This is a genomic window from Legionella maioricensis (assembly GCF_023618015.1).
Lineage (GTDB): Bacteria > Pseudomonadota > Gammaproteobacteria > Legionellales > Legionellaceae > Legionella > Legionella maioricensis.
This window is the reverse complement of record NZ_JAJKBJ010000016.1, coordinates 59494-77636: the sequence shown is the minus strand read 5'-3', so window position 1 is coordinate 77636 and position 18143 is coordinate 59494. Positions and strand designations below refer to the sequence as shown.

The window sequence follows — 18143 nt, the reverse complement described above, 5'->3', positions numbered from 1 at the left end:
CCTGCGGCTTGTCCGCAGGATCCAGTCTGCTACACCATTGCTGGATGCCGCGAACAAGCCCGCACATAGGCATTATGCGATGCTTAGCTGTAAAAAAAAACATAAGCAAATAGCACAACGTAGCAACGTAGGCTGGGCTGATAAGCCCAGCGTATTCATGCAAATTATTTGTAGCTATCCTTAACTTGACGGCGACGGACACAAAACCCTCCCTCTGACCAAACGTCATCTCAAGCAATACCACGTCATCTCGAGCAATGCCACGTCACCTCGAGCAATACCACGTCATCTCAAGCAATACCACGTCATCTCAAGCAATGCCACGTCATCTCAAGCAATGCCACGTCATCTCAAGCAATGCCACGTCATCTCAAGCAATGCCACGTCATCTCAAGCAATGCCACGTCATCTCAAGCAATACCACGTCATCTCGAGCAATGCCACGTCATCTCGAGCAATGCCACGTCATCTCAAGCAATGCCACGTCATCTCAAGCAATGCCACGTCATCTCAAGCAATGCCACGTCATCTCGAGCGCCAGCGAGAGATCTCCTTGATGTAGCACAATGTGCATTTCGAAGATCTCTCGCTTACACTACTATCTCCACCAGTAAAAAAACCTTTTTTCTGTTTCTTTAACTATACTGTTAACTAAGATACCCAGAAATAAAAAGTCAGATTAGATTCAACCTGGGGGCTACTCAAATCAACTCATTATTTTAAAAAAATAAACATGAAACAAATGGGCGAGGTATCGCATGGATAAGGCCTTGAATAGTGAATCCAATAGCTTAAAACTAATCAAACTAGGTATAGACACCGGTCAAGAATTTATTGTTTTTATGCGTTCCGATTGCTTTATTTGTAAATCAGAGGGATTTGAAGCACAAGGACGAATTGTCGTTACCCTAAATGGCAACTCTATAATCGCAACATTGAATATTGTTAATTCGAATATCTTGCAAGATTGTGAAGCAAGCTTGTCAGAAAGCGCATGGGAGCGACTTAATGCTCATACTGGTGATTCCATTTATTTATCTCATCTCCCCCCTATAGCCTCTATGGGTTACGTACGGTCCAAAATATATGGAAAAGAACTAAACGCTCAGGAATTTAAGGCCATTATCAGTGATATTGTAGCTGGCAAATATGCAAACATTCATTTATCCAGTTTTATCACCGCGTGCGGTAATAACAATCTTAGCACTCAAGAAATTACCTACCTGACCCAGGCAATGGTTATCACTGGAGAACAATTACATTGGGATTACCCTATAGTTATTGATAAACACAGTGTTGGAGGGATTCCCGGAAATAGAACCACGCCTATCGTGGTTGCTATTGTAGCGGCAGCAGGACTTATAATTCCCAAAACATCCTCACGGGCAATTACTTCTCCTGCAGGTACCGTAGATACCATAGAAACCATGACTCCAGTGACTCTCACGATCCCACAAATTCAAAAAGTTGTTGCGCGTGAAGGCGGATGCATGGTCTGGGGGGGCTCATTAGGTTTAAGTCCTTCAGATGATCTGCTCATTCGCGTCGAACGCGTTTTGGATCTGGATCCCATGGGGCAAATGATCGCGTCTGTGCTTTCAAAAAAAATTGCCGTGGGTGCGACCCACGTGCTTATAGATATACCCGTTGGCCCTACAGCAAAAATTCGCTCCGATCTTGCTTTTGCTAAATATCAAAGCTATTTCTCTTCGGTAGGCAAAGCGCTTGGCTTACAGGTTTATACTTTAAAAACTTATGGTGATCAGCCGCTGGGTAAGGGCATTGGACCCGCATTAGAAGCAAAAGATATTCTGGCTGTATTGCGCAACGACAAGGAAGCACCAACTGATTTAAAAAATAAAGCCCTTTTAATAGCGGCAACGTTGCTTGAATTTGGCAAAAAGGTACCCGCTGGTCAAGGGAAAGATCGAGCAACCCAATTATTAGAAAATGGCACCGCCCTAAAAAAATTTTTAGCCATTTGCGAGGCTCAAGGTGGTTTTAAAGAGCCGCCAAGCAAATCGCTAACTTATGATGTTGTGGCAAAACACAGTGGACTTATTACTGAAATTGATAATCGCAATCTGGCTCAAGTAGCCAAATTAGCCGGAGCACCACATGACCAGGCCGCAGGTATGGAATTTTTCGCCAAATTAGGGATGAATGTTGAAAAAGGTCAAACCTTATATCGGATTCATGCGGAATCAAAAGGAGCTCTGGATTATTCACGAAACTATGCTTTATCCATGCCAAACATTATTAAAATCATATCCCAAGAAACATAAGGCCAATAATATGAAAAAAACCATTATTTTTTCATTACCAGGAAACATAAAATTGACCCAGGCCTTGGCCAATAAACTGGCTATTGAAATGGGTAAAGCAGAAATCCGCGAATTTCCTGATGGGGAATCCTATATTCGTGTTGATTCGGATGTAAAAAATAAAACCGTTATTTTAGTTTGTACTCTCGATCACCCTAACTCCAAAATTCTGCCCCTCCTCTTTATGGCACGTACCCTTAATGATCTTGGCGCCAAAAGAATTTGTCTGATCGCGCCTTATCTTCCCTATATGAGACAAGATAAAAGTTTTCATCCTGGTGAGGCAATTTCCTCTCTATTTTTTGCTCAATTACTTTCAAGTTTGATAGATAGCCTGATTACGATAGATCCTCACTTACATCGAATTCATAAGCTCTCTGAAATTTATACTATTCCCTGTCTATTAACCTTACATGCCACAAAAAAAATTGCTGACTGGATTCAGCATCACATGAAAGACCCGATTTTAATCGGGCCTGATGAAGAAAGTAAGCAATGGATCGCAGAGATCGCAGACTTTAACAATCTTCCCTTTGTGATCGGTCAGAAAAAACGTCTCGGTGACAGGCAAGTGATGATTTCCCTGCCAGAAATAAAAAACCTGAATCATGTTCCTATTCTTGTCGACGATGTGATATCCACCGGGGTGAGCATGCTGGAAACCTTGAAACAACTGACATCACGTGGTTTTAAAAATTCAGTCTGTATTGGCGTACATGCCTTATTTGATAAGGAAACAGAAAACAAACTCACCATTGCCGGGGCAAAACAAATTATTACCTGCAATACAATTCCACATTCAACCAACAAAATAGATATTTCAGACATTATCGCAAAGGGAATTGTTGAATTATGTTAGAAACGTTACTTTCATTTACTATATCGCTGCTTATTGGATTACTCATTGGCATTGAAAGAGAACGCAGTCATCCAGAAGGCTCTCAATTCATCGGAGTACGGACTTTTACGATCATCTCTATTCTTGGCACACTGGTCGCTACGCTGAATCAAGCCATTCTCACCCTGACTACGAGCTCTTTTCTATTCGGCATACTCCTGCTAAATTATTTTCGCTCCACTGCTAAGGATAAAAAACACGCAACCATTGATATTTTAACCGAAATTACCGCCAGTATCATTTTCTGCCTGGGATATATGGTTCCTGGCTCTCCCCTGGTTGCCATTACCCTTAGCGCGATTATCGTACTCGTTCTTCTTGAACGCCAACGCTTGCATACTCTGGCACGAAAGAAATTTAAACCCCATGAAATAGAAACTGCAATTATTTTAGTTATTTTTACACTAGGGATATTACCTATTCTTCCGGATCGAACCATAGACCCCTGGCATTTTTTTAATCCGAGAGTTTTCGGTTTATTGCTTGCCACCATTGCAGCCATTCAATTCGGAAGTTATGTCGCCATTCAGTTGTTTGGAGAACGCTTAGGTATTCCATTCACCGGGTTATTAGGCGGCCTAATATCGAGCACCGCATTTTTTACTCAACTCCCTGATATCCTGGTAAAACATCCGCAATTTTGGTTGGCTACTTTAAGCTCTTGTCTGCTTGCTACTATTGCAATGGCAGTTGACGTAATCCTCATCATCTTTGTAGCCTCCCCCACCTTACTTGCTTATATTATCTGGCCAATAATTTCTATGATCTGCAGCGGAATTATCTTTATTCTTATTTTATTACATTATCAAAAGACACCAAGCCAGGAGCTCCTCTTACACTCAAGACCACTCAATTTACTCTCTATACTGCGCAGCTCCATTTTTATAGGGTTCATGCTTATTCTAATTGCTATCGCAAAACGCTTCATTTCCATGAAGGGTATTTTATTGATTTCATTTCTGGGGGGGCTGGTTGAAATTCACGGTATTTCGTTAGCAACGGCGTTACTTTATTTTGAGAATCAACTCATTATAAATGATGCCAGATTAGTGTTATACATTGCCATATTCGCCAGTTTTATCTCAAAAATTACTCTATTATGGGCTTTAACTCCGCCAAGATTCGCTTTTCAAGCATCACTCTTGTTAGTTGGTATGTTGTGCAGTGGCGGCATTGTTTATTGGATGGAGCTATAAAAAACAATCCGATCTATTTCATCTTAGAGGGCAATTGAATTATTTTACCGGCTACCATAAATACCCCATTCCCCAAATGATGGAGTGTTTGTGGCTGTTTTTCTGCAGGGTCAATCCACGCGTTCACTACCTCAAGAATAAAGAAATTATATTGACTCACCATCTTCATATCGATCACTTTACACTCAAGATTAGCATAGCACTCCTCAATAAGAGGCGCGGCTACCATCGAAGCAGCAGCTGGGGTAAGTTGAAAGGCCGTAAACTTATCTATAGTCCGCCCAGAGGTGTTTCCACACCCCACCACTTTCTCAGCTAAATTCAATGTCGGTATATTAACAACACATTCTTTAGTAGTTTTCAGGAAGTTGAATGAATAATCATTTTCACTAACGATGCAGCCAACAATGGGTGGTTCAAACTCCATCATGGTATGCCATGACAGAGTCATAATATTCGTTTTGTCAGCAAAAACAGTGGTAAGAAGCACAACGGGGCCTGACTCCAATAAACGATACACCTCAGATAAAGGATAGGGGGTCTTTTTCATTTAAAACTCCTTTTGTTTTATTGGAGCTCAAACCATTTAAGCCGGGCCTGCCTTGAATCAGCTGCTTAACAAACTTAAGCTTGTTCTACTTTAATATCTCGTGCATTTTTCTTGGACTCCAATTTTTTAGGTAGTGAAACCCAAAGCATTCCTTTTTTAAACGAAGCAGTGGCTTTTTCTATATCAACATTGGTAGGCAACGAAATAACCCGCTCATATTTCCCGTAACTAATTTCACGAGAAACATATTTTTTATTTTTATTTTTCTTGGATGTTGTTTTCTCACCAAAGATTGTAAGCAGATTATCAGAGAAAGAGACTTTAATATCTTCTTCCCCCATACCAGGCATTTCAACTTGAACGTTAAATTGCTTATCGTCTTCAACAATATCCATTGAAGGGGTAATGTCCATCGTTTCAAAACGCTCTAAACCGCCTTGACCGGATGCGAATGCATCATAAAAGTCGCCAATGGCTTTATCGATCTCTTGTTGAAAATTAAAAAAGGGATTTCGAGCGTGCTCGATTGTAATAGGTGATGCTTTCTTCCATTTTAGTAGTGAACTCATCATAGATCTCCATTCATGAATTGTTCTTTAATTTTTGACCAATCTGCTCAATTTGTCAAACTATTGATCATAAAGCAACCTGCGCCATCTTGAGAGTAAACAAGAGAGCTCCTGGATGAAGCACAGTGCCACATTTTGGGGGTCTCTTGACGAGCCCACTCCCTGTATATCTAGCCTCCCAAAGGCTGCACCGCATTGGTTTTATCAAAATGAATAAGACTGTCAAACTGATAAGGTAAGTGAGTAAAAAAATAATGACTGAAACGCTCTGTATCTGGGCGATAAATAACCCCAATGGCACGCTGTAACCGCGACAGTTGCAGAAAATGCTCCAGCTGCTGATTACCTATTAAATTCAAGAGAAAATTTTTATATTGGATATGATGAAATAATTCTTCATAGCTTCCCGGCAAGCCAGGCATCACTTTCTTTCGTTGTACGGGCTCATCCCAATCAGAGGCCGCAGAGACAAATCCTTCGTAAGTCGAAAAACCAATTGAGTAGGAATGAGTGTCATATTGTTCTCGAACTAGCTGACCAATATTCACTTCTCCTCGCTCACTCATTTCGGTAGCTCTTGCATCTCCAACATGCGAATTATGAGCCCAGATAATAATTTTAGCCGGTTTATTCCAGCGTGTTTCCAAATGATCAACCAACACATTCAGGGTCTCTGCCATGTGCCTGTCGCGAATATTCCATGAAGTGACCTGTCCTTCCAGCATGGAACGATAATAGTTTTCTGCATTTTTAACCAACCGCGCATTTTGAGTTGCGAAAAAATACTCGTCTTCAGCGGCTATTCCATCATGACGAAGATATTCAAATGCTCGATGCTGTAATTCAATTAATTCAGCAATGGCCTCATTGATGCATGATTTTTTTATCCCGGCATTAATTAAATAACCATACATTTGCGGTTCGATATTGACATGATCAAAACAAGAGTAGCGCTGTTGTGCACGACGCGCAGCCTCTGGATCTATTTTCATTAAAAAATGAATCACGGCTTCTATTGACGCATTTAAACTATATAAATCCAGACCATAAAAGCCTATTTTTTGGGAAGGTGGAGTAACTTGATCATTATAGGTTCGTAACCAGCAAAGAAAGGGGGGCATGGTGGTATTACGCCACATCCAGGTCGGAAAGCGTTTAAATTGTTCAAGCGCACGCTCGGCATCGTTACTTCCTCCTTTACCTTGCAAATAACGATGAACATGATAGGCATCAGGCCAATCCCCTTCTATGGCTACCGCCATAAAACCACGTTCTTTAATAAGTCGTTGGGTAATCTTGATCCGTGCTTGATAAAACTCATGCGTTCCATGAGAAGCTTCGCCAATCATCACAAAACGAGCATTACCAATCTTGTCCAAAAGCGCATCATAAGTTTCATTCTGTTCCTGAAGTGGTAGAGCAGACTCAGTAATGACCTCAATTAATTTGTACATAGCATCCTTACTCATGCTCCATGCCTCCTGCAACTAAATAATGGTCAAACCATATTTTTGCCAGATCTGCCACTTCCTCCAACGTTCCAGGCTCTTCAAACAAATGCGTCGCGCCAGGAACTATATCCAATTGGGTAACACAGGTCATTTTTGACATGGCCATTTGGTTTAGTTCAATCACTACCTCATCATGACCACCAACAATCAGCAAGGTCGGCGCCTTTACCCGAGATAAATACTCTTTGGCTAAATCAGGCCGCCCCCCACGAGACACCACCGCTTTTACTATTGCTGGTGTCTGCGCTGCAGCAACAAGAGCAGCCCCTCCTCCAGTGCTTGCCCCAAAATAACCTATAGCCAACTGGGGAAATTCTTTGATACACCAATGGGTAACATCGATGAGACGTGTGGCTAACAAGTTAATATCAAAACGAAGCTCGCGAGTAAGATTGTCAATGACCTCTTCTGCAGGGGTTAATAAATCAAACAATAAGGTGGCGTGATTGCCAGTATTTAATGCCTTTGCCACGTATTGGTTACGGGTACTTAAGCGACTGCTTCCGCTTCCATGCACAAAGAGCACCATACTTTCAGTGCCTTTAGGTATATAGAGAAGTCCATTAAGATGAGACTTACTACTTGGAATAACCACAGTATGTTCTGTATCTACAGCATAGTTTTTCATAAAATATCCTTTTTTGGAGCATCCTAAATGAAGATAATTAATTAGCGCTCCTCTTTTCCTGACGCGCTCTTTTTAATAATTCACAGACTTCACTATCGCTTGTTTGAGAGAAATTCTGATACCACAACCCCACTGCATAAAAATTTACAGGGGTTAGGGGGCAAATTATTTTATCAACAAGTTTAGTCATCTCATGGTAAGTATCTTGTGCCGCAACAGGTACTGCTACAATGATTTGGGCTGGTTTTTGCTGTCGTAAAGCCATAATTGCAGCGTGCATGGTCGAACCTGTGGCTATACCATCATCAACAAGCAGGATTGTTTTGTCTTTTAAAACAGGAACTTCTTCATTCACATGATATAAAGATTCACGCCGAGATAATTCTTTTTCTTCGGATTTAATCACTTCGTCTATAGAGGATTTCGATATATGAAGATAACCTATAAGCTCATCATTAAGGAGAATAACTCCCCCTGAAGCAAGGGCTCCCATAGCCAGTTCCTTATGTCCTGGAACCCCCAGTTTTCGCACTATAAACACATCAAGCGGAACCGAAAGAGACTTCGCAATTTCATAGGCCACGGGCACCCCACCCCGAGGCAAAGCCAACACGATAACGTCTTCTTTATTTGCATACTTTTTAAGATGAGTAGAGAGGATTTTTCCTGCATGTTGTCTATCAATGTATTTATCCATCGGTTCCTTTCCTCCATGCCACTATTATAAGTATATGCCTGATTAGGAAAAATTTTATACAATTTGGAGGGGGAACAAAGTGCTAAAGAGGCGGGAGCAAGACCCGTAGTCTGTCAGGCTGATGTACTTTCGAGCCCTTTGGCAACAGGTAATTTTAAGAAGTGGGTCGGCCCAAAGGGACCGACCTACGTTACCAAAAAACTTAAGTTGACCTCATTTTGTGAACTGTGACGAAAAAAGACCTGGTAATGATTTTAGTTTATTTTCCTCGAACCAGCAGGACAGGAATGGAGGCTCTGCGAATGACTCCCTCTGCCACACTGCCTAAGATAAAGTGCTGAAAACCGCGACGACCATGAGTCCCTACCACCAGTAAATCAGCAGGCCAATCTTTTGCTGCCTCAACAATTTTTTCTGAAATCCGCTCTTGAGTTTTTATCTCAATCAATTGACTATCACACTCCATATGTTCTTTGCGTACCATTGCCTCCATTTCATCCAGTAATTTTTGTGCTCCTTGCTTAAACGCTAACTCAATTTGCTCATAATCCACACCAGCCACAAGATAACCGGAATAAAATTCATTCACTACATGTACCAAACGTAATTTAGCCTTATGATCCTGGCTAAGATTAATCGCCTCACGTAAGGCTTGTTTTGCTGTATCGCTCTCGTCCACTGCAACTAAAATATGTTTGTACATGATCCATCCCTTCCTTAGATAATTACCTGACTATTTATAAATTATACTTACCTTTTTGAGAGTGTGGTTTGAAATTAACGAATACGCAAGGAAGTTATGAAAATGTTTTTGGAAGAGTAATTATCTTATTTAAAATATACCCACTAAATATTTCGTACGTCATTCCCAGTCCCACGTGAATGAACAACCCAGCACAATCCTGAGCAATTCATCATCCCGAACAACCCAACGTCCCGAACAGTTGGACGTCATCCCGAACGAAGTGAGGGATCTCCTGGATAGTGCCACGGAGAGGAGATCCCTCACTTCGTTCGGGATGACGTTTAGTCGTTCAGGAGGACGTTTAGTTATTCAAGATGACACTAAAGCGTTCGAGATGACGCTAAATCACCAGAGATAACGACATGTAATTGAGCCAAAAACTCAAAAAAATGCTACAGTTTAGAGAAGGTTTACCCTACGTCCCGCGGCTTGTCCGAGGGACGTAGGGGTACTGGAATTGAATGAAATATCGACATGATTAGTCTGATTGGTGATAGAACACGGAGTAATTAATATGCATGCGATGCTTATGGAGCAATCAGGGCAAAAATTAACATACACTCAAGTGGAAAAACCTCAACCCCAACCCAATGAGGTTTTAATCAAAGTAAGTGCTTGCGGCATTTGTAGAACTGATTTACATGTTCTTGATGGTGAGCTACCAAATCCTAAACTTCCTCTTATTCCTGGACACCAAATCGTAGGAACAATTGAAAAACTGGGCACAGCAGTCACCTTATTTAAAATGGGACAACGAGTCGGTGTTCCTTGGCTAGGCTCCAGTTGTGAGACCTGTCAGTTTTGTTTAACCGGACGTGAAAATCTTTGTGATCAAGCCCGCTTCACAGGCTATCAAATTGATGGAGGCTTTGCCCAATATTGTGTAGCAAATCATCGCTTTTGTTTCCCTATACCTGAAGGTTATTCAGACTATCAGGCAGCTCCTTTGTTTTGCGCCGGATTAATAGGGTATCGCGCCCTATTAAAAACAGGCGATGCAGAACATTTAGGCCTCTATGGTTTCGGCGCTGCAGCCCATATCCTGATTCAAACTGCATGTAAACAAGGTCGAAAAGTATATGCCTTAACCAGCCCTGGTGACCGAAAAGCTCAAGACTTTGCTTATCAGTTAGGCGCAACCTGGGCTGGTGACTCTGATAAGCCAACCCCTCATCTTCTTGACGCAGCAATCATTTTTGCTCCAGTAGGCTCTTTAGTGCCGCTAGCGCTTCGTAATACGATTAAGGGAGGTATAGTCGTTTGTGCCGGCATTCATATGAGTAACATTCCCAGTTTTTCCTATGACCTTCTTTGGAATGAACGAACGTTAACTTCTGTGGCCAATTTAACCAGAAAAGATGGAGAAGAATTTTTATCATTAGCGCCTAAAATTCCCATTAAAACCGAAATTCATACTTATCCCTTAACGGAGGTAAATGAAGCGCTTGATGATCTGCGTCATGGGCGTTTTTCGGGGGCAGCAGTCATTACCATTTGAGAATTCAATTGCACCAAAGATGCTCCTTGGAATTAAAATCTCCTGGGGGATATAATGATTTTTAATAAAAAAATCAGGATGGCTTATGTTAACGGATTATGGTGATCTGGTTTGCTACAAACAAACCTCAATAGACAGTCATGGCAAACTCAAGTTTTTTCTTGAAAAACATAGCACTAAAGAAGGCACTTGGGGATGTTTACATCTGCAAGAAGGAGAAATTGATTTTATTTTCCTGAATGGTGGCGGCCAAGAACTTTCTCGCGTCCGAGTCGATAAAAAAAAATCCTCAACTGCTTATTCCCCCTGCCGCATGGCATAAAATTATACCCCTTAGTGAGAATTTTCAGGCCCAACTTGAATTCTATTGTAAGCCAAACCGCTATTTCAATAAAAAATACGGTTTAGGTCAAGTTCATAGTGATCTGCTCTCTATTTATCATACTTATCTACATCAGCAAGGAAAAGTTACTGCTCTTGATGTAGGATGTGGCTCAGGAAGAAATCTTCTGTTTCTTGGTTTAACCGGCAATCCAGTAACGGGTATGGATATCAATGAGTCCGCAATAAAACAAATTTCAGAGATCACTCAGAAAGAGAATATGCCCCATGTTCAAACAATAACCCATGATCTTAATCAACCATTAAACCTCAAGAAAGAAAGCTACAACTTTGTGTTTTCCACGGTGAGTTTGCAATTCTTAAAAGCGGAACGTATTCCTTCTTTGCTACATGAGTTATATCAAGCGACGACCATTAAAGGACTTCATTTTTTAGTATTTCCAATAAAAACAGAGCACTATACCTTACCTGCTTCATTTACTTTTTTACCTGAGCAAGAAGAGCTGTATCATTTTTATCAGGACAATGGTTGGTCAATACTTGAATATAAAGAAACAGCCGGACTACTCCATAAATTGGATGAGTTCGGTCGACCGCTTCAAGGATTATTTGGACATTTACTGGCACAAAAAATCCAGTAAAAGGAGGTAGAAATAATGGCTCATTCCAAGATTACTCTTTGCAGGGTGTATACTCCGCCACATCACAAAGAAGGAGTTTGGATCCTGGTAGATAGGTTATGGCCGCGAGGTATTAAAAAAGAAAGTATTGCCTTTGACCCGTGGTTAAAGGAAATTGCTCCCAGTCCTGCTTTACGCAAATGGTTTAATCACGAACCGGACAAATGGCTTGATTTTGCCGAACGTTATGTGCAGGAATTACAAGGCAAAGGGGAGTTAATCGAACAAATAAGAGAAAAAGCAAAACAATCACCGATCACTTTATTTTATGCCGCAAAAGATACCCAACACAACCATGCTCTGGTTCTGCAGAAGACCCTAAAATCCTGGCCTGATAAGCCCGAACCGATTTAGCCAAGAATAGCGAAGGGAATTCAGGTTTGCAATCAGCTGTCGCTTAAACTAAATTGAGCTAAAGGAAGGTAACTCGTTCTTCCATTGTCAGGTTTGCTTTCAATAAGATAAAGCTCATTGATAAAAACCGGAGGAAGAGCAGGAAGCTTTATTGTGGTTAATAATGTAGGCTGCGGACGGCGATGAGGAACGCGCCCAATTGATATATGCCCGCGAAAAGGCCGCAACTCTACTGGATAATTTAAAGCGGTTATTGCCCGAGCAATTGTTGCTGACAGAGCGGCTAAAATGTCTTGTGGCCCAACGGCTAAAGAGAGAATTTTAGGATGTCTTGGTCCTGGAAACCACTCTAAGTGATTCAATTCAAGTTGAAATGACTTGGTATTTTTTAATTCAGCGCGAACTTGTTCAATTAATGGATTGACATCCTCTGTCTGCACTTTTTTTAAAAATTGCAAAGTAATATGTAAGTTTTTAATATTAATCCATTTTATGGAGTGTTCTGGAGTAGCGTGTTTTAATGTTTTTAAAATGTTTTCGAGAGGATCATGCATTGATTGGGGTGGCATAATTGCGAAAAACGCACGTATCGTATTCATCATTCAAACCTGTTTCGAGAAAATAAAACAGCTAAAGTAGTCTTGATAATTAAAGAAGTTCTACCCTAGCTGTTAGTCCACCTAAGTTGCTTCATTAAGCTATAGGACAACTAAAATAACGGATACCTTACCAATATCCTTTTTTAACTCGTCCTGGCGGCATTCCTCTTCCATGCCAACCTGCTTTGTTACCATGATGCCAACCCCGTGGATTACCCTTATGATGCCCGCCCTTATGCCAGCCGTGATGATAACCGTGATGACCGCCCCCGCGCCAAGCAAATGCATTAGTTCCCATCCCCAAAAAAAGCGATAATGCGCATAAAACAGTCAATAGTTTTTTCATAAAATATCCTTATTTATTATTTAAAAACAAGGTCACGCTCTCTAATATTAGCATTTTTCAACAAATAGTATTTTTTTTGCATAAAGAAGGGGTCATCAATAATTTGATTAAACTCTTCCAAAAATCTAGTGAAAAACCGGGAGCTTGTTCACAAAGAGTCCTAACTGGATCCCGCAAACAAGTCAGTTTTATTGCATCAATCCATTTCCAGGGAGATTATGCAACAAAGGGACGTAGCCTGGAGCGAAGCGCAATCCGGGAACAGGCTAGGATCAGGTTTCAATCCCGGATTACGCTTTCGCTCCATCCAGGCTACCATGTTCTCTTAAGCCGTACTTCCTGAATTGATTAACTGGCAAAATACATTAAGTTCTGCCACTTGCTGGATAGTACTTACTTTAGTATCAAGTAACGTCGGACTGTAAACAACAATAGCCAGGCATTGAGCTCGGGAGATGGCGACATTGATACGATTTTTGTCAAACAGAAAACTGATGCCGCGCGGAGATTCATTAGCACTGCTCGCACACATACTTAAAAAGACTATGGGGGCTTCTTGCCCCTGAAATTTATCCACGCTGCCTACTTTAGCCTGCTCGCCCAATGCTGTTTTTAATTTATTAACCTGATGATTGTATGGTGCAACAAAGAGCATGTCATCCCAGCTAATCAATCGCTGAGTACCGTCTTTTGCCCTAAAAATTCGGCCCAATAACTCTTTGCTTAAAGAACAAATCTGCTCCACTTCCTCATCACTGGCCTGGGTGTTTCCTTCATGCATTACTGGGATGACAATAACTCCGGCTTCTTTGTTTAACTTGCCTTGATAGCCATCTGGAATGCTGATGGATTGACGATCATTTTCAGGAACTGTTTCCAGTTTTCCCTCATAAATAGCATCGCTAATAAACTGATTCACGGCTGAATGCATACGATAGGTGGTGCCAAGAAATACCCCCATAAAATCAGGGATAGTTGGCGTGTCATGCAGCAAATAATCAAGGATAGATAAGCCACTGTCCTCAGGATGACTGCCCTGAGATGGCTGTCCCAGTTGCATCTGATCGCCCATTAAAATGATATTGCGGGTAGCTCTGCTCATTGCAATCAAATTAGCGACGCTCACTTGACCTGCTTCATCAATAAAAAGGTAATCAAAAGTATTTTCAAGTTCCTCTCTGGCAAAACCCCATGCAGTGGTTCCTATAACACAAGCCTCTTGAGCAAACTCAAGGATGTTTTTATTATCTAACACGGTTATATTCAGTTCATCAATTGATGCCTCCGTGTTACGGGCACAAGCAAAATGACCGGTTATTCCTTCTTTCTGACAATACTCGGCAGTACTAATCAGTAAATTATTGATGGCTTTATGACTGTTAGACGATATTCCTATCTTTTTTCCTCGTTTAAGCAGTTCTGCAATCAGATGTTTCCCCGTATAGGTTTTACCTGCTCCCGGTGGACCTTGAATCGTAAGATAGCTGTCATTTAAATTAAGAACCGCATGGATGATTTCTTGTAATCGTTGTTTAGGATCATGGCTGGGAGCTATTGGTTCTCCGGCCTTGTGGTTGTTTATGCGAGGAATGGATTTACCTAAAAAATCCAAAATTGCTGTTTTATCAAGCATCCCTTGTTCAAAGGCTTCGGCTTGTTTGGCCAAAGCTTCTGGAATGGGATTGGGATCCACATACTCATCAGGAATTAAGGTAATCAAATCTCCCGGTTCCTTTTTTATTTGTAATGCAATTAAGCCATGTTCCAGATCACTGCCTGGCGGATGATAAGTGGCTTTAATGCTCTTTCCATCCTCGGTTTCCTGCCCCAAAATAAAATACTTTTTTGCACTCCCCTTAAACTCCTGATCGGGATCAAAGGCATATTCATAGACGAGATTACGCGCTTGGGGGGTTGGTTTATAGGGTGCTTTCTCGGTGCGCTGACAATAAGCCAGACAATCAATATCATCCAGTAACTCGTCATCACTTAAACCCAAACGATCAAACATACGCCAAAACACCGGTTTTGCCTCACGTCGATGAAACTCAATAGACCAGGCAAAAACACCATTGATTTTGGCAAGGGATTGATTGCCTTCGCTTTTGAATTGCTCTGCTTTAGCCAATAATCTATTGCGGAGTTTAATACGCTCCCCCAATTCTTCCTGCGCTTCTGACTCAATGACTTCCGTTTTACCAAGATAAGCAATCGCGTGTTCTTTCTGCTTTGCTCTTAACCAAACCACCAACTCCTGGGTTGAATTGCAATCATCAATATTATAATCCCGAATATCTTTCAATATTTTGGATGTTTGCCAGGTATCGCCATCGGGATTTTCTCGCCAGCGTTCATAAACAACGACGGAGTCGCCCCCCGATCCCACCTCCGTATTTCGTTTGGTGCGATATAAATGCTCCACATTTTTAATGGAGTACCGTGGTTCCCCAATAAGTAACGAACCTTTGACAATCTTATATAAATCAACAAAAACCTCGTTACGCAGTAACTGATCTACTTCATATTCACAAACACCATATCTGCCCATTAATTTACGACAAGCAGAAATTTCATAGCTTGCATAATGATAAATATGCATTCCTGGCTCTTCTTGCCAACGATCATAGGCCCATCGGATAAAAGCCTTAAAACTCTCTTTTTCCTGTTCCTGATCATGAGCCCAAAAATCCTTATAGCGGCGTTCCCCATCCTCATCAAAATAGGCAGCGCCCCACAAGTACTCCAAACCGCCTTCCTCAAGAGGAAAACCTTCTATATCAAAGAAGATATCTTGCGAAGATGAAGGCGGAAGCAAGGCTAAACCCAGTTTTTTGCCAGGCTCATGGGGCATGAATTGATATGCTGGGATCTCTTTGCCCACACTTTCCTGCTGCATTTTGGCTTGTGCTTTCAACCGCTTCAATACTTCAGGTTTTAGGCCTCTGATCTGAGATCTATCTTCATCTGCCAAAGCAGTCATGCTGGTGATACCTGCCTTGTTCAATTTCTTAATTTGGCTTGTTGTAATCGTAGCTACTTGCACTAAGTGATCGGTCTTTTTTAATAACTCTTCCGCATAATTACTCCATCTTCCCCAACTTTTAGATACGGCAGGATCAGGACAGCGTATGGGAGTGAAATGCTGATGAGTTTCTAAAAAATGGTGTTTCAAGTTGCGATAAAAATAATAATAATCATCCGTTCTAAATCGTTTATGTTCATTATTGCCCAGGATTACCGTGATGTATTCAGGTCGCTTTCCTTGAATTATTTCAAGCATTTCGGCATAACAACATAATTGAATTACAAAATAAGGTTTCACTGATTTAGCAAGCTTACTGTCCCATACTTCATAGTAATAATCACCAAAGCGACTTTTTCCTTCTACTTTAATGAGAAAATCTGCATATCCGCGAAAGGGCAGCAACGCAAGACCTGCCTGATAAATAACATCCACCCCATTTTGCATGGCACGAAGAGTTGCCCCAAGAGGATCCTCTTCCCTTTTAAGATTAGCTATTGATAAGCCCTGTTCTTCAAAAGAAGCCAATACTGCTGATTCATGTTGATTCCCCATACTTTGCAGGACATCCATTAACTCATCATTTTTATCTGAAATTGGTAAAGAATCGGGATGAGTCAGAGCAAGATGCTCCATCCACGAAGCAAAAGGACTATCCATAAACTGGGTTAAGTCTGATGGGGAAAAAACTAATTCACTGGATTCAAGATACATTTTAATTATTTATCCTTATTGATTTAATCATTTTACAAATAATCCAGCGTAGTTCGTTGCGTACAACTAATGGCACTTCCGTCTTTGCGAACGCAGTGAAGCAAAGACGGAATAATTGCCCCTTGAGAATTAAGCCTCGCTTTTTTATTCTTGAAAAGAAGGAAGTTTTGACCAATCCGGATAAGTTAACTCCCACAGCCTGTAAATTTTTTCATCCTTATATTGAGCGATTAAAATAACTTCAATTCTTTTGGGAGACTCATTAGGTCGGCTTGTAGTAATGAATACGCGTCCCGCTAATTTTTCACCTTGTTCGAGAAACGTCTCATCGTCGTATTCAATTTGATATTGAAGTTCGGTTGCGTAATATTTTTGATGGGACGTTAAAAAATCATCATAATGGGTAACTTGATCATTAGTATATAAAAGAAATTCTTTATGATAATAGTCCGGGATCAAAGACGCGTTTTTGGGAATAACCATTTCGTTGAACATTTCTTTAAGTTTTTCTATATACATACCTTTTACCCAGTTACTTGATATCGAGAAATGAAAATAATACTATCTTTTTACCGAGAGCAACATCTTCTATAAGCAGCTTAGAACTCATGACTTTATCCAATACATTGTATTTAAGAGAAATCTGCCAGCACGATGAAGAGCTCTTCATTCAAACGATGAAAAAAAGCCATGACTTTCATCAACCGTTTACCAGCCCGCCTCAAACCAAGGAAGCATTTCATAGCTACTTTTTAAGGTCGCAACAAGAGAATCAAAAAGGTTATTTAGTACTCAATCAGAAAAATCATATTGTGGGCGTATTTAACATCAACGAAATTATTCGCGGTTTTTTTCAAAGTGGCTATCTTGGTTATTATGCATCGGTGGATTATACAGGCAAAGGTTTAATGAGCCAGGGACTTAAGCTGGTTTTGAAAGAAATTTTTACAGAATTAAAATTGCATCGCATTGAAGCAAATATTCAGCCAAACAATACCCCTTCTATTCAATTAGTTACCCGAAATGGTTTTATCAAAGAAGGTTTTTCACCACGATATTTAAAGATAAACGGCATCTGGAGCGACCATGTTCGCTATGCTCTAACCTATGAGGATTGGGTAAAGATACAAGGCTAACGCGAATTAAAATGCAATTGATATTACTCATATTGCTTACGACAGCGATAAACGACTTCTCCGGTACCAATCTCTACAATTTCCCCTTCAGCACCTGATTTTTCCATTTCACACTGCCCAATTAAAAATACTTGCAAGTCGCTAATACTGTCTCCTGTAGTTTTGGAAATAACCTCATCTCCTATTTTGATTTTTGCTTCATAGGTGTGTTGTTCCGTGGCTGCTTTCATAGTTAAACTCTGTAGAATGCCTTGTATTTTAATTATAGCTTAGGCTTAAAAAAGTATAATTTTGTCGTAATAAAAATTTCAAAAAAAGAAGATACAGAATATAT

18 protein-coding genes and 1 pseudogene are annotated in these 18143 nt (G+C 40.7%); 8 read left to right on the top strand and 11 right to left on the bottom strand.

What is annotated here, in order from left to right; all coding sequences use genetic code 11:
- The 4 genes from LOX96_RS12740 to LOX96_RS12725 all read left to right on the top strand — a co-directional run.
- Positions 1-184, top strand: a 184-nt coding sequence (locus LOX96_RS12740) for a hypothetical protein (protein WP_250456373.1), incomplete at its 5' end; no start/stop codon positions are given.
- A 574-nt stretch (positions 185-758) separates the two neighbouring features.
- Entirely contained in the window at positions 759-2285 is a 1527-nt protein-coding gene (locus tag LOX96_RS12735; RefSeq protein ID WP_250422647.1) for a thymidine phosphorylase family protein, read from the top strand.
- A 10-nt stretch (positions 2286-2295) separates the two neighbouring features.
- Positions 2296-3183, top strand: coding sequence for a ribose-phosphate pyrophosphokinase (locus tag LOX96_RS12730; RefSeq protein ID WP_250422649.1), 888 nt, complete (start codon positions 2296-2298; stop codon positions 3181-3183).
- The gene (locus LOX96_RS12725; protein WP_250422651.1) at positions 3177-4418 is read left to right on the top strand and encodes an MgtC/SapB family protein; all 1242 of its coding nucleotides are present in this window, start codon (positions 3177-3179) and stop codon (positions 4416-4418) included. Before LOX96_RS12730 ends, LOX96_RS12725 begins: the two co-directional genes overlap by 7 nt.
- Before the next feature lie 13 nt (positions 4419-4431).
- Here the strand turns inward: LOX96_RS12725 and LOX96_RS12720 are convergent, their stop codons facing one another.
- The 6 genes from LOX96_RS12720 to LOX96_RS12695 form a co-directional block, all read right to left on the bottom strand.
- On the bottom strand, positions 4432-4968 hold the full coding sequence (locus LOX96_RS12720) for a flavin reductase family protein (protein WP_250422653.1): 537 nt from the start codon (positions 4966-4968) through the stop codon (positions 4432-4434).
- Positions 4969-5042: 74 nt separating this feature from the next.
- Positions 5043-5537, bottom strand: coding sequence for an Hsp20/alpha crystallin family protein (locus LOX96_RS12715; protein ID WP_250422799.1), 495 nt, complete (start codon positions 5535-5537; stop codon positions 5043-5045).
- Between the two features lie 170 nt (positions 5538-5707).
- The gene (locus LOX96_RS12710; RefSeq protein WP_250422655.1) at positions 5708-7006 is read right to left on the bottom strand and encodes an erythromycin esterase family protein; all 1299 of its coding nucleotides are present in this window, start codon (positions 7004-7006) and stop codon (positions 5708-5710) included.
- Positions 6999-7676: a dienelactone hydrolase family protein gene (locus tag LOX96_RS12705; protein WP_250422657.1), complete on the bottom strand. Its 678-nt coding sequence runs from the start codon at positions 7674-7676 to the stop codon at positions 6999-7001. Before LOX96_RS12705 ends, LOX96_RS12710 begins: the two co-directional genes overlap by 8 nt.
- A 37-nt stretch (positions 7677-7713) precedes the next feature.
- Entirely contained in the window at positions 7714-8373 is a 660-nt protein-coding gene (locus tag LOX96_RS12700; protein ID WP_250422659.1) for a phosphoribosyltransferase, read from the bottom strand.
- A gap of 259 nt (positions 8374-8632) precedes the next feature.
- Positions 8633-9076: a universal stress protein gene (locus LOX96_RS12695; RefSeq protein WP_250422662.1), complete on the bottom strand. Its 444-nt coding sequence runs from the start codon at positions 9074-9076 to the stop codon at positions 8633-8635.
- A 556-nt stretch (positions 9077-9632) separates the two neighbouring features.
- Between LOX96_RS12695 and LOX96_RS12690 the strand changes: the two genes are divergently transcribed.
- The 3 genes and pseudogenes from LOX96_RS12690 (at position 9633) to LOX96_RS12675 (ending at position 11992) form a co-directional block, all read left to right on the top strand.
- Positions 9633-10616, top strand: a complete 984-nt coding sequence (locus LOX96_RS12690; protein ID WP_250422666.1) for a zinc-dependent alcohol dehydrogenase family protein — start codon at positions 9633-9635, stop codon at positions 10614-10616.
- Positions 10617-10701: 85 nt separating this feature from the next.
- A pseudogene (gene tehB / locus LOX96_RS12680) lies at positions 10702-11599 on the top strand (SAM-dependent methyltransferase TehB).
- A gap of 15 nt (positions 11600-11614) precedes the next feature.
- Positions 11615-11992 (top strand): DUF488 domain-containing protein, encoded by a 378-nt coding sequence (locus LOX96_RS12675; RefSeq protein WP_250422671.1) that lies wholly within the window; start codon positions 11615-11617, stop codon positions 11990-11992.
- A gap of 32 nt (positions 11993-12024) precedes the next feature.
- Here the strand turns inward: LOX96_RS12675 and thpR are convergent, their stop codons facing one another.
- The 4 genes from thpR to LOX96_RS12655 form a co-directional block, all read right to left on the bottom strand.
- A complete protein-coding gene (thpR, locus tag LOX96_RS12670) occupies positions 12025-12594 on the bottom strand; it encodes an RNA 2',3'-cyclic phosphodiesterase (RefSeq protein WP_250422673.1) in 570 nt (189 codons plus the stop codon).
- Between the two features lie 124 nt (positions 12595-12718).
- Positions 12719-12937, bottom strand: a complete 219-nt coding sequence (locus LOX96_RS12665) for a hypothetical protein (RefSeq protein ID WP_250422675.1) — start codon at positions 12935-12937, stop codon at positions 12719-12721.
- Positions 12938-13262: 325 nt separating this feature from the next.
- Complete coding sequence (locus LOX96_RS12660) at positions 13263-16673, bottom strand: TM0106 family RecB-like putative nuclease (RefSeq protein ID WP_250422677.1); 3411 nt, start codon at positions 16671-16673, stop codon at positions 13263-13265.
- Positions 16674-16817: 144 nt separating this feature from the next.
- Positions 16818-17192 (bottom strand): nuclear transport factor 2 family protein, encoded by a 375-nt coding sequence (locus LOX96_RS12655; protein WP_250422679.1) that lies wholly within the window; start codon positions 17190-17192, stop codon positions 16818-16820.
- Between the two features lie 89 nt (positions 17193-17281).
- Between LOX96_RS12655 and LOX96_RS12650 the strand changes: the two genes are divergently transcribed.
- On the top strand, positions 17282-17809 hold the full coding sequence (locus LOX96_RS12650) for a GNAT family N-acetyltransferase (RefSeq protein ID WP_250422681.1): 528 nt from the start codon (positions 17282-17284) through the stop codon (positions 17807-17809).
- 23 nt (positions 17810-17832) lie between these two features.
- Here the strand turns inward: LOX96_RS12650 and LOX96_RS12645 are convergent, their stop codons facing one another.
- Positions 17833-18039 carry a hypothetical protein gene (locus LOX96_RS12645; RefSeq protein ID WP_250422683.1) on the bottom strand — a complete coding sequence of 69 codons (207 nt, stop codon included), beginning with the start codon at positions 18037-18039 and terminating at the stop codon, positions 17833-17835.
- Between the last annotated feature and the right edge of the window lie 104 nt (positions 18040-18143).

What these genes read in the sequence shown, in the direction of transcription:
- LOX96_RS12725 (WP_250422651.1), top strand. Translation starts at nt 3,177, where the DNA reads ATGTTAGAAACGTTACTTTCATTTACTATATCGCTGCTTATTGGATTA.
- LOX96_RS12665 (WP_250422675.1), bottom strand. Translation starts at nt 12,937, where the DNA reads ATGAAAAAACTATTGACTGTTTTATGCGCATTATCGCTTTTTTTGGGG.
- LOX96_RS12705 (WP_250422657.1), bottom strand. Translation starts at nt 7,676, where the DNA reads ATGAAAAACTATGCTGTAGATACAGAACATACTGTGGTTATTCCAAGT.
- LOX96_RS12730 (WP_250422649.1), top strand. Translation starts at nt 2,296, where the DNA reads ATGAAAAAAACCATTATTTTTTCATTACCAGGAAACATAAAATTGACC.
- LOX96_RS12700 (WP_250422659.1), bottom strand. Translation starts at nt 8,373, where the DNA reads ATGGATAAATACATTGATAGACAACATGCAGGAAAAATCCTCTCTACT.
- LOX96_RS12720 (WP_250422653.1), bottom strand. Translation starts at nt 4,968, where the DNA reads ATGAAAAAGACCCCCTATCCTTTATCTGAGGTGTATCGTTTATTGGAG.
- LOX96_RS12660 (WP_250422677.1), bottom strand. Translation starts at nt 16,673, where the DNA reads ATGTATCTTGAATCCAGTGAATTAGTTTTTTCCCCATCAGACTTAACC.
- LOX96_RS12655 (WP_250422679.1), bottom strand. Translation starts at nt 17,192, where the DNA reads ATGTATATAGAAAAACTTAAAGAAATGTTCAACGAAATGGTTATTCCC.
- LOX96_RS12735 (WP_250422647.1), top strand. Translation starts at nt 759, where the DNA reads ATGGATAAGGCCTTGAATAGTGAATCCAATAGCTTAAAACTAATCAAA.
- LOX96_RS12715 (WP_250422799.1), bottom strand. Translation starts at nt 5,537, where the DNA reads ATGAGTTCACTACTAAAATGGAAGAAAGCATCACCTATTACAATCGAG.
- LOX96_RS12645 (WP_250422683.1), bottom strand. Translation starts at nt 18,039, where the DNA reads ATGAAAGCAGCCACGGAACAACACACCTATGAAGCAAAAATCAAAATA.
- LOX96_RS12650 (WP_250422681.1), top strand. Translation starts at nt 17,282, where the DNA reads ATGACTTTATCCAATACATTGTATTTAAGAGAAATCTGCCAGCACGAT.
- LOX96_RS12690 (WP_250422666.1), top strand. Translation starts at nt 9,633, where the DNA reads ATGCATGCGATGCTTATGGAGCAATCAGGGCAAAAATTAACATACACT.
- LOX96_RS12695 (WP_250422662.1), bottom strand. Translation starts at nt 9,076, where the DNA reads ATGTACAAACATATTTTAGTTGCAGTGGACGAGAGCGATACAGCAAAA.
- LOX96_RS12710 (WP_250422655.1), bottom strand. Translation starts at nt 7,006, where the DNA reads ATGAGTAAGGATGCTATGTACAAATTAATTGAGGTCATTACTGAGTCT.
- thpR (WP_250422673.1), bottom strand. Translation starts at nt 12,594, where the DNA reads ATGATGAATACGATACGTGCGTTTTTCGCAATTATGCCACCCCAATCA.
- LOX96_RS12675 (WP_250422671.1), top strand. Translation starts at nt 11,615, where the DNA reads ATGGCTCATTCCAAGATTACTCTTTGCAGGGTGTATACTCCGCCACAT.